At 55.8% G+C, this 12,355-nt stretch carries 11 protein-coding genes; 2 read left to right on the top strand and 9 right to left on the bottom strand.

Features of this window, described 5'->3' with window-relative positions:
* Positions 1-17: 17 nt before the first annotated feature.
* From Pan97_RS18515 to Pan97_RS18485, 7 genes are all read right to left on the bottom strand, one after another.
* Positions 18-1,049: a DsrE family protein gene (locus Pan97_RS18515; RefSeq protein ID WP_144975141.1), complete on the bottom strand. Its 1,032-nt coding sequence runs from the start codon at positions 1,047-1,049 to the stop codon at positions 18-20.
* Between the two features lie 83 nt (positions 1,050-1,132).
* Positions 1,133-2,317, bottom strand: a complete 1,185-nt coding sequence (locus tag Pan97_RS18510) for an NAD(P)/FAD-dependent oxidoreductase (protein ID WP_144975139.1) — start codon at positions 2,315-2,317, stop codon at positions 1,133-1,135.
* An 11-nt stretch (positions 2,318-2,328) separates the two neighbouring features.
* Positions 2,329-3,087: a DUF1641 domain-containing protein gene (locus Pan97_RS18505; protein WP_144975137.1), complete on the bottom strand. Its 759-nt coding sequence runs from the start codon at positions 3,085-3,087 to the stop codon at positions 2,329-2,331.
* A 47-nt stretch (positions 3,088-3,134) separates the two neighbouring features.
* Positions 3,135-4,559: an MBL fold metallo-hydrolase gene (locus tag Pan97_RS18500; RefSeq protein WP_144975135.1), complete on the bottom strand. Its 1,425-nt coding sequence runs from the start codon at positions 4,557-4,559 to the stop codon at positions 3,135-3,137.
* Between the two features lie 17 nt (positions 4,560-4,576).
* Complete coding sequence (locus Pan97_RS18495) at positions 4,577-5,395, bottom strand: sulfite exporter TauE/SafE family protein (protein ID WP_196782149.1); 819 nt, start codon at positions 5,393-5,395, stop codon at positions 4,577-4,579.
* A 100-nt stretch (positions 5,396-5,495) separates the two neighbouring features.
* Complete coding sequence (locus Pan97_RS18490; protein ID WP_144975133.1) at positions 5,496-5,837, bottom strand: ArsR/SmtB family transcription factor; 342 nt, start codon at positions 5,835-5,837, stop codon at positions 5,496-5,498.
* Between the two features lie 175 nt (positions 5,838-6,012).
* Complete coding sequence (locus Pan97_RS18485; RefSeq protein ID WP_144975131.1) at positions 6,013-7,500, bottom strand: metallophosphoesterase; 1,488 nt, start codon at positions 7,498-7,500, stop codon at positions 6,013-6,015.
* A 131-nt stretch (positions 7,501-7,631) separates the two neighbouring features.
* Here Pan97_RS18485 and Pan97_RS18480 point away from each other — a divergent pair, with 131 nt between their 5' ends.
* Entirely contained in the window at positions 7,632-8,741 is a 1,110-nt protein-coding gene (locus Pan97_RS18480) for a right-handed parallel beta-helix repeat-containing protein (RefSeq protein WP_144975129.1), read from the top strand.
* Positions 8,742-8,851: 110 nt separating this feature from the next.
* Positions 8,852-9,736, top strand: coding sequence for an alpha/beta hydrolase (locus Pan97_RS18475; RefSeq protein ID WP_144975127.1), 885 nt, complete (start codon positions 8,852-8,854; stop codon positions 9,734-9,736).
* Between the two features lie 80 nt (positions 9,737-9,816).
* Here Pan97_RS18475 and Pan97_RS18470 read toward each other — a convergent pair whose 3' ends face one another.
* Both Pan97_RS18470 and Pan97_RS18465 read right to left on the bottom strand, forming a co-directional pair.
* On the bottom strand, positions 9,817-10,953 hold the full coding sequence (locus Pan97_RS18470; RefSeq protein ID WP_144975125.1) for a hypothetical protein: 1,137 nt from the start codon (positions 10,951-10,953) through the stop codon (positions 9,817-9,819).
* Between the two features lie 6 nt (positions 10,954-10,959).
* Positions 10,960-12,354 (bottom strand): DUF1552 domain-containing protein, encoded by a 1,395-nt coding sequence (locus Pan97_RS18465; protein WP_144975123.1) that lies wholly within the window; start codon positions 12,352-12,354, stop codon positions 10,960-10,962.
* Position 12,355: the final 1 nt, after the last annotated feature.

Raw genomic sequence — 12,355 nt, 5'->3', positions numbered from 1 at the left:
TGTCGACAGGTAGGATCTTAGTTGCCAAGTGGAATGTAAGTATAGCCATCAGACTGCAGATTCACATTCGTCGTCAATGCCGAAACGGCCGTATCGACGAAGACGGCCACATCCGCGGCGCTCTTTCCTTTTCCCTGCAGAGATTGCCCGCAAACGTACATCTGCACGCCTGCATGGTGAAGGTCTCGCAGGAGTTCGAGATTGGGGTTTCCTTCCGTCTGGTAGGTGCTTTTATAGGCGTCATCATTTAAGACCGCTAGTGTTGCGTCCCCATGAAAGACCAAAGCGATTTCCACCGTCGCAGGTTCTTTTCCGGCACCTGCATAAAGGTTGACGAACCGAGCGGCCTTTTCAATGGCGAGATTCAACTGGTCCGGTTCGGATGATTGCGTGATGTCGACGGCAATTTTGGAACCGGAACGAGGCTGCTGGGCGGCGTTGGACAAGTTGAAGACGCCTCCATGGCCGTTGATTTTCGGGAAGGTCTTCCCGCTTTGTTCTGCTGGCTGACGGCCAGGTACCGGGTGGTTCTTATGTGCTTCGGCGAAGCCTCGTTCAACGAACAGCGAAACAACCTTGGCGTGCGCCTTGATCAAGCCGGCAACGTAAGGGTCGTCGGACGTTTCGATGACCTTCACACCTTTGGGAGTGTCTTCATGCTCGATCTTGATCTTCTTGGTGTGTTGGAAGATTTCCGCAAACAAAGGGTCTCGCATCCGAATAGGGGACGGCTTTTCGAGACGCACCGTCATTTGTTCGACGTGCGTCTTGATGTGTGCCGCGACGCTGGGAACGTCCGACTCGGTAAGGGTCTCGACACCATTGTCGAGTTCTTTCACCGTGCGGCGGATCTTCTGGTGGTTCTCCAGCAAGTAGTGAAAGACCTCCATATCGACTTCATGCTGATCATCTTGACCGTGGCCAGGTCCCTGACCTTGCCCGGGACCGCGTCCCATCCGCCCGCGGCCAAAGCCTTGGGCGTCTACGGAAGAGCACCATACTAAGGAGAGTAGTACGAGAAGAACGACGCGAGACGAAATGGCGGCCATGGAAGTGTCCTTTGAGTAGGTAGTTTGTCTATGTTTTCAAGGTGAACGCGGGGGATCGCAAATTGATTGGCCCAGGGAGGTTACTAAACGCGACCTTTCAACATGCCGTGCCAGTACAAAGCAGGCAGGCCAAACTTCTTCAGCAGGAACATGCTGAATCGTTCTTGTGCCTGATCGAAGGGGAACGTTTCGGCTGGGCGTCCTTCGTAGTTGAACTCAGCCAGCACCAGGCTGTCGTATCCAGTCACCACAGGGCATGAGGTATATCCGTCGTATTGTGCGGTCAGCGGACGATCGTGAATCACCGACAGCAGGTTTTCGACCAGCACCGGAGCTTGCTTGCGGATCGCTGCCCCCGTTTTGGAGGTAGGCAGACTCGAAGCATCACCGAGGGAGAAGACATTTGCAAAGCGGTTATGGCGGAGGGTGTACTTGTCGACGTCAACCCAGCCCCCTTCGCCGGCCAGTTCACTGTTGGCCACAAAGTCCGGAGCGCCCATCGGCGGCGTGACGTGGATCATGTCGTACTTGATGACGATCTCTTCGTCGGTATCCATGTGCCGATAGATGGCTTCCTTGCTTTCAGGCCGAATCTCCGTCAGGTTGTGGCGAAATCTGGTGTCGACCCCTTTCCGCGCGGCCACTTGTTCCAACACTTCGCGGTACTCTTCGACGGCGAATAGCCGCGGCCCAGCGGCGGTGAAGATGACGTTGATGCGGTCTCGTATGCCGGACCGACGGAAGTGATCTTCGGCTAGGTAACAGATCTTTTGAGGAGCACCGCCACATTTCACCGCCCCGGCTGGTTGCGTGAAAAGTGCTGTCCCCTCTTTCAATTCACGAATGAATTTCCAGGTGCTTCCGACTGTGTTGATCGAATAGTTGCTGCAAACACCGTCCTTGCCGACTGACTCTTTCAGCCCTTGGACCTTGTCCCAGTTGATTTGAATGCCGGGTGCGACAATCAGGTAGTCGTAGGCAATCGTTTGACCATCACGCGTGGTCAGCTGATTTTCGTGGGGTTGGAACGTGGCGACGGCATCCTTGATCCACTTCACCCCTCTGGGAATCACGCTCGCTTCTTCCCTCCCGGAAACTTCCGGGCGAAAGATGCCACCGCCCACCAACGTCCAGAGTGGTTGATAATAGTGCTTGTCGGACGGCTCGATGAGGGCAATGTCGAGCGTGGGATCGGCGTTCCGTAAACGGGCAGCCACCGTAATTCCTGCCGTTCCTCCGCCAACAATGACAATTTGATGCTGAGCCATGAGTGAGTCTCCTAACTTTTAGCTGTTGGCGAAGGGGATTGAGGGGGATGTTTTTCGTCGAGCAAGTTGCCGAAGCACTTGCCAAATTGAACCGCAAAGGCCAAAGCACGTTGCGTGTTGGAATCGCGTGAAGCGTTAAGGAGTCCGAACAGTCCAAGCCGCTGCGGCACCGGTTGCTCGCAACTGCCTTGGCGACAAGATGACAGCGCAGAACCCATCAGGCTGACCGTTTCCACCGAATGTTCGCTCAGAACGTCGGATCGTAGCAGGTAACCAAGCCGATCGAGTTCTTCGCGTCGGATCTGTCCTCCGAGGTAGAGTGCCGCACGAACGCCGTTGCGGACACTCTTTTCCAGTTCAACACCGTCCTGCTTCAATTCGGTGGCCCACTCGTCGAAGACGTCGGTGGCTACCGCAACCAGGTTCGGCAAGTCATCCGACATTTTGGCGGCCTTTTCCAATTGCGGAAGATGATCCACCAAGACATTCAGCGCCTGAAGGTTCTGCGGATCGGTCACTTTCTTGAAGAGGTGAAGCAGTTGAGTTGCTCGTTGCTCTAGGTCAATGTCGCTCTCGGCTGCCTGACGCGCGACCGCATCGAACAAGTCCGTGGCCACGGCCAACAGATTCGGTATGTCGTTGGCCATGACAAGGAGGTTGTCCAGTACTTCCGCGTGGTCCAGCAAACGGTGCAACATCTCTTGCGTTCGAGGGTCGTTCAACCGTTCTTCCACGGACTGGGAACGTGCCGTGGTCGTCGTATCGATCATGGGTCACCTTGGGTTCCTATTTAAAAGTGATACCGGACGTCGTCCCGTTACTTGGAAGCAACGGCCTCGGGGTGAACCACCGAATAGCCCTTGCCGGTCCACCCGGTGAACCCACCGTCCAGGTTGACCACGTTCTTTCTGCCGGCAGCCTGGAGCACGCTGACGCCGATGGCAGAGCGAGCACCGCTGCGGCAGTTAACCACAACCTTTTGATCCTGGGGAATCCCGTCCAAGGTCTTGGGCAACTTGCCCAGGAAGTGATGCCGGGCTTGAGGAATGTGGCCGGCATTCCACTCTTGATCACTTCGCACATCGACCAATGTGACCGAATGGTTGTCGAGAAGCTCGGACAGTTCGGACGCATTGACGCTTTCGTAGCTTTCGGTCAGCAGGTTTTCTTTGGCGAGTTCGTCTCGCTCGAAGTAGCCGCCAATGTCTTCAGCTCCGATGCTGAGCAGGACGAGCATCGCTTCTTTCATTTGCGCGGCGGTACCCACGAGGAATGCCGGGCGATCGTAGTCGATGAGCCACCCTCCCCAGGTGCTAAGCGAACCGACGGGGATGTTGATTGTGCCTGCGGCATGAGCCTGGGCGAACGTCTTCGCGGCGATGAGATCGACGACCGTGCCTTGCTCGATGGCTGACGATAGCTTCTCGACTGGAAGCTTTTCGATTCCGGCGTTTTCGCCAATGACTTTTGGGCCTTCCTTATTGACGCGCTTCATCACGGCGAAGTAGGGAGGCACTTCTGGCTGATCAGCCAGGATGTAATCGACGAACGCTTCTTCCTCGTTGAACTGCAGGCCTGGATTGAATCGAAGTTCGTAGCCCACCGTGGAGGAGGGAATGGCACCGAGCCCCTTACCGCAGGCACTTCCGGCCCCGTGTGCGGGCCAGACTTGCAGGTATTCAGGCAGCTTCTTGAACTTTTCGATCGAGTGGAAAAGGTCGCTGGCGCCTGCTTTGGCAGTGTTCATGATGCCAGCGGCTTGTTCCAACAGGTCGGGTCTGCCGATCGCATTCACGAAGACGAAGTCGCCGGTGAAGATGCCCATGGGCTCTTGAGCACCCCCTCCTTGATCAGTCACCAGAAATGAAATGCTCTCAGGCGTATGCCCCGGCGTGTGAAGCACATCGAATCGAATGTTCCCGATCATGAAGTGATCGCCTTCATGCAGCAATTGATGCGAGTATTGGTGGGCATACTCGTACTTCCACTCTTGGGGACCTTCATCCGAAACGTAGAGCTTGGCATCGATGCGATCGGCCAGTTCGCGTGCTCCGGAGACGTAGTCGGCATGAATGTGGGTTTCGGCGATGGCAATGATCTTGACCCCTTCGCGCTGTGCGGCGTCGAGGTACTTTTGGATGTCGCGGCCTGGGTCGACGATCACGGCCACGCCGCCTCGCTGGCAGCCGACCATATAAGAAGCATGAGCAAGCGACTTGTCGTAGAAGTATTTGAGTAACATGGCAGGGGTCCTTTTTTCTATAGAAGTGTTGACTTGGCGATAACAAAGACGGCGACCAGGGCAACGGCCGTCGCGAAAATTCTCTGAAGCGTGGGGCCTTTGAGTTTTCGAGCAAGCATGCTTCCCAGGCCCATGCCCGCGAAGCCGCCGACCAGGAACTGAATCGTCAAGCCCCAGTTGAAATCGTTTCCGCTCAGCAGGTGCGAGGTGAATCCGCTCAAGCTGATCAGGACAATCACAAACAGCGAGGTCGCAATAGCGCGATGAATATGCATACCACTGAACAGCACCAGTGCCGGGACGATCACAAATCCTCCGCCGACACCAAACATCCCCGACAGGAGCCCCGTGGCGATTCCCACGAGGACCAAGAGCCGAGCACACTTGGAAGTCAGGATGAGCTTTCCATCTTCATCTCGCTGACAAGCAGCACGATTGGCATCGGGATGGCAGTGTGCGGCAGCAGCGACCTCCGGCGTTTTCGATTTCTGCCACATGCGGTAGGCGACCACAAACATCAAAAACGCGAACAAGGTGAGCAGTACGTTTCCTGGGACGAACTTGGAAAGGTATGCCCCGATGGGTGCTCCTAACATTCCCGAAACTGCAAACAGCAGGCCAGTTCTCAGTTCGATTTCTTTTCGCAGCAATCGAGGCAGTGCGCCGGAGATTGCCGTGCCGCCGACGGCCGCCAGGGAAATGCCGACGGCTTCTCGCGGTTCGATCCCAAGTCCGAAGACAAGCAGGGGGACGGCAAATACGCCTCCTCCTCCGCCGGTTAGCCCTAAAGCAAAACCGACGACTGCTCCGAACAGGACCGCGAGAAACATCGTCATGGCTTCACCAATGTCCGCCTTTCGCTCTCGTGCGTGTACGAAACAAAAGTACCTAAAGGTCGAAATATCGCAATGCTACGAGGTGAATTCGCAAAAAAAACTAAGGGGCCCGATACTTCGCACCACACGGCAAGAAACGACCTTCGATACATGCCATGAGGTGCTTGAGGTGAGGCTCGGCAACCTGGTAGTAGACGAAGCGTCCTTCTCGTTCGCTTTGCAGAAAGCCACATCGCTGTAGCAGACGCAAGTGTTCCGAAGTCACATTGTCGGGCGTTTCACAATCCTGGGCGATCTCGCCGACCGTGTAACGACCGTGAAGCAGCAGTTGAACGATTCTCAGTCGGACCGGGTGTGCCAGCGTGCGAAGGCATTCTGCTGCTTCTGCAAACTCCTGCACGCTTCCCAAAGGCTTTCCGGATGGTTGGTTTATCGGTGTCATTTCACTCCTCTCTTAATGTTAATATATCGAAAGGTCGCGATATGTCAACATGTATTTGGTACAAGCTTTTGATTTGAGGTAAGCCGCAAACAAGCTGGGAGCGACTGCCAGGGCAGGCCATTGGCCCTAGGGTAGAGTCTCAGCCAAAATCCGAGCTAGGCCAGAGCTGTAGGCGCTACATGCCACTCATGCCGCCAGCGTGGCGTCGAACTTGGGCTGGCTCGTCGGCCTGTTGGGGCTGAGCGAGACCGTGTTGCTGAAGGCAGGCAGCAAATTGCGGATAGGTCGCGTTCAAGATCGTACAAAGATAGAAGGGCAAGTCCTTCTCTGGGATGGTAAACGCACCCATGCCGTAGTGTTTGCGATACGCGGAAGCAAAGCCCGAGTCGGGGTGAGCATGCATAAAGCGGAACAGCTGCTCGGCCGACTCGGCATTGAGCGATTCAAGCTGATAGGTGGTCCGGTTTTCATATTCCAGACGCCACTTGCTTGAGGTTGTACTATGGGTAAGGTCCAACGAGTAGGTCTTCCAGTTGGAGATGATGCCCGTCTCAGGATCGACCTCGAATGCTTGAAAGCCAGGGTTGTTGCCGAAGATGGGGCTGATCGCCGGGGCCACCTTATGCAGCAAAACAGGCTTCTCATTCGGCCGATCGATGCGAAAGTCATCCATGTGCGTGTGGCCGGTGAATGAGACATGCAGAATGTCGTGGTATCGTTCAACCAGTTTCAAGTAACGCCGCATGAACTCAGGCTGCCACATCTCGGCCGCCAGGCTGCGGCCGCCTGACTTGTCTTCGAGGTAACTATCCAGCCCCGGCGGAACATGCATCAGCAGCCAGACTCGCTTCTGCTGCTTCCGGGCAAGTTCAAGCTCGGACTCCAACCAATCCATCTGAGCATGCCCCGGCCTAGCGTCTGGATTTTGACATTGGCAACAGTTCTGATCCTTGGGATCGAAGTAAGACGAGCAGTAGCTGCCGGACCAATAGACCGAATTTAACACGAGCAATCGGTCGGATGACATGCCCGGTAGATCGGCGCGGTAAGCCCCCAGGGATGGAAACGACTGGCGAAACGGTTCGGCGTCGATCGTATCGCCGAGCATCGGTTGCCATCGGCTGGCGAACTGGTGGAGAAACGCTCCATCAGGCTGAATCCAATAATCGCCGCAGAAAGAATCATCATTGCCAAGAGTCGCCAGAACAGGCACGTCGGGATAACGCTTTCGCAGCTCGGCGGCAACGACTTCAATCGCTTTCATGGTAAATGCTTGGTATGCTTCCGGATCATCAGCAATCGATCGCAGCGCGAGCTTCTCGTAGTACTCTTGCCATTGGTGGGCAAGGAAATCACCCGGGTAAAGAATGAAGAGTGGACGGGGCGTATGCGACTTCGCGGCATCCAAGGCCGAGGTCATCAGGAGGTAATTGCTGTCGCTGCCGGTGGTGCCGAGCGAATGATTACTTGATGCAAGAAACTCAGGCCATTGACTGGCCGGCAAGCTCGCAAGATGCTTGAACTGCTCTCGGTTAAGGCCTGTGAAGGGTTGAAAGTGAATATCGGAAATCACCAGGAATTCGGCAGACATTGCTTGAGTGGCAAAGCACGCCGCAAACAAGACGACCAATAGCAATGCATACCGACGATTACTGTTTCCCATGCTTTCCGCTTCGTTGAATATGATTGCGATCGTTTGGTTCGATGCTTACGCCACGATTTATTACCAAGTGATTCGAGGATACACTATAACGACTTCCTACCTCCAATTCTCTTGGGTGCCAAAAACTCGTGATGCGTGTTATTGTTTTCTCTCTGATTCTGTGTCCGCCTGGTCTTCTTCTGGGCTCGTCGGCTTCGGCAGCTGCCCAGTTGCACGTCAATCCACCCCTTGGTAACGACACGAATGTGGGCTCGCAAGAGGCTCCATTGAAAACGCTTCAGGCCGCGATCAATAAGGCCGTCGATGGGGATGTGATTCATTTGCATCCGCGTGGAGCCGTCTACCGGCAATCGGGGCATTTTCGAGCTAAGTCAGGCATCACGATCGAAGGGAACGGTGTCACCCTGGACGGGGCAGATCCACTGCCGGCGACCGGTTGGGAAGAACTGGAGACCGGACTCTATCGCCGCAAACTACCACGCACGCCGCTCGACCGACATCTGTTGATCTTCGACGGACGCATGGAGCGTATGGGACGAACGCAGAGTGCTAACTCGCCTGAGTTTCCTCCGGCAAGCAAGTTAATGCCCGGTCAGTTCTGCTTTGAGAGGATCGATGAAAAGTCGGGCTGGTTGGTTGTTCGCGGCGATGTATCCCAGCTTGAGTGGTCCACGCGTGTCAATGGAATAGCCACCAGCGGCGAATGCCAGCGACTTGTCGTGCGAAATCTTCGTACTCGAAACTTTTTGAATGACGGATTTAACGTGCACGGCGATTGCCGCGCGCTTGTCTTTCAAAACATTGCAGGCTTCGATTGCTTTGACGAAGGATTCTCGGCTCATGAATCGGCCCAGTGCACGATCGATCGGAGTGCCTTCTTCGGGAATGAGAACGGCGTGGCCGACGTCAACCAGGCTGAGACGATTTATCGGAACTGTCGATTCTACGGGAATGTGAACGTCGACGTCCTGTTGATCGGAAGAAAGCATGCCCTGGTCGATTGTCAGATCATCAACAGCACGTCCGCCTCGGCCCTGGTCGCCGGGCCTCGATCCGGGGAAGAGTCGTTCGTGCTGCATCTCGAGCGCGTTTCGATCCAGACCAAAGGAAAGCAGCAACCGGCACGTGTGCGACTGGACGGCGGGGACGTGATGTTTCAAGAGTGCCGCTTCGTCGACGTCGAGCTGAACACCACCGGTGCCAAAGTTCGCGGCGAAGTCCCAGCGGAGAAAGCCCCTTAGGCTCGCCTGGCCTGACGAAGCGATTTTCTTGCAACTCGAATCAAAAGCGGCTATTTTTGAATCGATCCTACCCACGACCTAATCTCTCTCCCACCTAAGGAGCTTCCTCCATGAAGCGATTGTTGTTGTCGATTACTGCCCTGTTATTGATTCAACAGGCTGTTGTAGCTGAGACCAAGCAGCTGAAAGACGTTCCCTACGGCGAACACCCGCGGCAAGTGCTTGATTTTTATCAGGCCGAATCGGAAGAGCCAACGCCGGTGGTCTTCTACATCCACGGCGGTGGATGGCAAGGGGGAGACAAAAAGACCAACCCCAAGGCTTTCCTCGATAACGGTATCTCGGTGGTTGCTATCAACTACCGTTATGTCAAGAATGCGGTCGAGCTAGGCGTAAAGCCCCCGGTCAAAGCACCTCTGGAAGACGCCGCCAGGGCGCTGCAGTTCGTTCGCTCGAAAGCGGAAGAATGGAACCTGGATAAAGAACGGATTGGCGCCACCGGGGGTTCGGCCGGGGGCTGTTCTTCGTTGTGGCTGGCCTTTCATGACGATATGGCTGATCCCAAGAGCGAAGACCCCATTGCCCGTGAGTCGACGCGACTGTTCTGCGCCGCGGTCAATGGTGCCCAGGTTTCGCTCGATCCGAAGCAACTACGCGATTGGATGCCCAATTATCGCTACGGTGCACATGCTTTCGGCCTGCCGAACTTGGACGTGGTCATGGAGAAGCGCGAAGAAGTGATGCCGTGGATCAAGGAGTACTCACCGTTCTCGCACGTTAGCGAAGACGATCCTCCGATCGCGATGTTCTATGGTGGCGAAGTACCCGAACTGGGTTCCTCGCCGAAAGATCCGACCCACTCCGGCGTGATGGGATTGACCCTGGCCGAAAAGCTGAAAGAGGTGGGCGTGGATGTCTATCTGAAGCATCCTGGCGTGAAGGATCCCGAGTATGGTAGCTCGACGGAATACCTGATTGCGAAGCTCAAGAAGTAATCGAGCACGCTCGACAGGAAACAGAAAAGCCTAGCCCAAGTTGCGAGGCTTTTCTATTGGATCAAAGGTGAGCTATCCAGCTAGTCACGTTCCGGCCAAAGGGTTTCTTCCTCGGGAAGCGTAACGACTGGCCAGCCGCTGGGGAAAATGCGGACGATTCGGCCAGGTCGGTACCCTTCCAACAACAGCGACGGCTGAACACGGATCTGCATACCGCTGCTGCCTGGCTTCTTTTCGATGGGATCGACCGAAAGAATCGGGCCTCCCTTCTTGTCATTCACCTGATCGTAAATCTGCAGCGTGGGTTCTGCCACGCAAACTTGAGCAATCGTGTTGGGTTTGAAATCCTCAAGCAAACTGGCATCGACTCCGCCAAAAAGAGTCACTGTGAGAATGCGATTCTGATTGTCGACCGCGTCGATGATGCCTGCGATGCCTCGATCTTTTTGGTGTAGTCGATGCTGCGCTAATTGCTGGGTCTGGGCGATCTGTCGGCTTTCTTCGTCGAGCCACAAGTTGGTACACCGCCCTACGCCGTACAGGGTGGCCCAAGTCAGGTTAAACAAAACGTTCTGCCCTGGTTGGATGTCCTGGAGCGTGGCGATTTGTTTCCCCAAGTAGACCCGTGTGGCTGGAGTCAGGTCAAGCTCGATGGTGGTCGGTTTTTCTTCTCCCTCTGCCTGGCTGACCAGGTGCAGCTTCATCTCCTTCAGATCGACGCTGTCGACCTGCCACAGCTGATTCTTCTCCTGATAGTAGGTGAAGTCATCGACGAGGCGAAACGCCTTGGTAAAGTCGGCTTCGATGCTCTTGCGGTTATAGAACAAGGACTTCGTCCCTTCCCCTTCGTCCTTCACATACCACAAGCCATGCAGATGCGTGCCGATGGGAATGTCCTTCAAAGCCGCTGGCGAACCATGGTAGGCCAGCGAACCATACGGCAGCATGCGGAAGTCGATCGGCAGATCCCAGTGGCTGCGCCGCTGTTTGTCGGTACGAGAAACGCGGATCGTTCCGGTACGGTGAATGTGGTCCTTGCCGACCAGTTCGCCACTGAAATAGTGGGCCGAACCTTGAGGCGGAAACTGCCCTGGTACGGTTTGATACCAAGGAAGCTTCTCGTCGTCGCTGTGGTCGGTACGGAACGCTTCCTCGGCGGTGATCGGCGTCGCTGGCCAAACAACCAGAAGTAGCAGCCAGGTAAAGTGAATACGCACCGTCAATTACCCCAAAAGTTCTGTCATCACACGGTGGCTATCGCCGAACTGGTCGGCCTTGACGTCCATCCGCTGCATCATCGTCAGCAGCAAGTTACTTAAGTGAGCATCGCTATCGACCGGCCGCGAGCAGACGTGATAGTGCTTCTGCGACTCTTCCATGTTGTATTGGCCCAAGCTCGGCAGGTTGAAGTCGACGTGCGTACCATGCTTGAAGCCCATTGACGAGCCGCCAGCAAGTACCATCGGCAGGTTGGCATTGCCGTGACTGTGTCCGTAGGCCATACCGCTGCCAAAGAGGACCATCGTGCGGTCGAGCAGGGTTTCGTTGTCTTCCTGGTAGGACTTCAAGCGGCTGAGGAAGTACGAGAACTGCTGGACCAGGAAGGTATCGGTTTCGGTAAGTCGACGTAGCTGTTCCGGGTCGCCATTGTGGTGCGACAACTCGTGACGTGTCTGAGCAACACCGATCTCGGGAATCGCCAGGCCGTTACTTTCGCTGCCGCTCATGCACGTGATGACGCGTGTCATGTCGGTACGCAGGGCGAGCACCATCAGATCGTAGATCGTCCGGTACAGGTCACCGGCTTCGGTGTTGGGAATGTCGCGGGTCAGCTTGGCCTTGGTTTCGGCGGCCACCTCCGGCTTGGGAATTTCCAGCCAGTCGTAGCTGCGCTGCGTGCGAAGTTCGACGTCGCGGACCGCGTGCAGGTATTCGTCGAGCTTGTTGCGGTCTTCCGTTCCGATCTTGCCGCGGAAGCTGTTGGCATCTTCGAGGATGGCATCGAGCACGCTGCCGCGGCGATTGAGCTTGCGTTTGGCGACTTCCAGTCCACCCTTTTCGACGCCGAAGAGTCGATCGAAGATCGCCCGTGGGCGGCGTTCCGCCGGCAGCGGAATACCATCACGCGACCAGCCCAGCGTGCCGCCGGTTACGGCCAGTTCGAGCGAAGGAAACCGCGTATGCCGCGATGTGACCTCGGCCATCATTTGGTCGGCCGAGATCGTATTGCGGAAGGCGCCTCCTTCCTGGCTGATCTTGGCGGAAGTAAGCCAGATCTTGTCGCATTCATGAGCCTGACCGATCCCGTTGGGATGGTAGAGACCGCTGATCGGAGTCATCTGTTGTCGATGTTCCTCAAGCGACTTCATCGGTCCGGTCAATTCGTAGTCTGCCCCTGCCTTTTGAATCTGCCAGGTGAGTGTATTAACGCCATTGGGCACATAGATGAAGACGGCGCGTTTCGGCTTTCCTTGTCCTTCCTTTGCGGCGGATGCCTTATCGGCCATCAGTTGACCAGGGGCCATGCACTGTAGAAGGGGTAAGGCCATGCTGGCACCCATACCACGGAGCACGTGTCGGCGGTTGATCTTCCATCGTCGTGAGTTGAAGTTGGCCATG

Source organism: Bremerella volcania (genome assembly GCF_007748115.1).
In the GTDB taxonomy this organism is placed as follows: Bacteria; Planctomycetota; Planctomycetia; order Pirellulales; family Pirellulaceae; genus Bremerella; species Bremerella volcania.
This window is presented reverse-complemented; position numbering and strand designations above follow the sequence as displayed.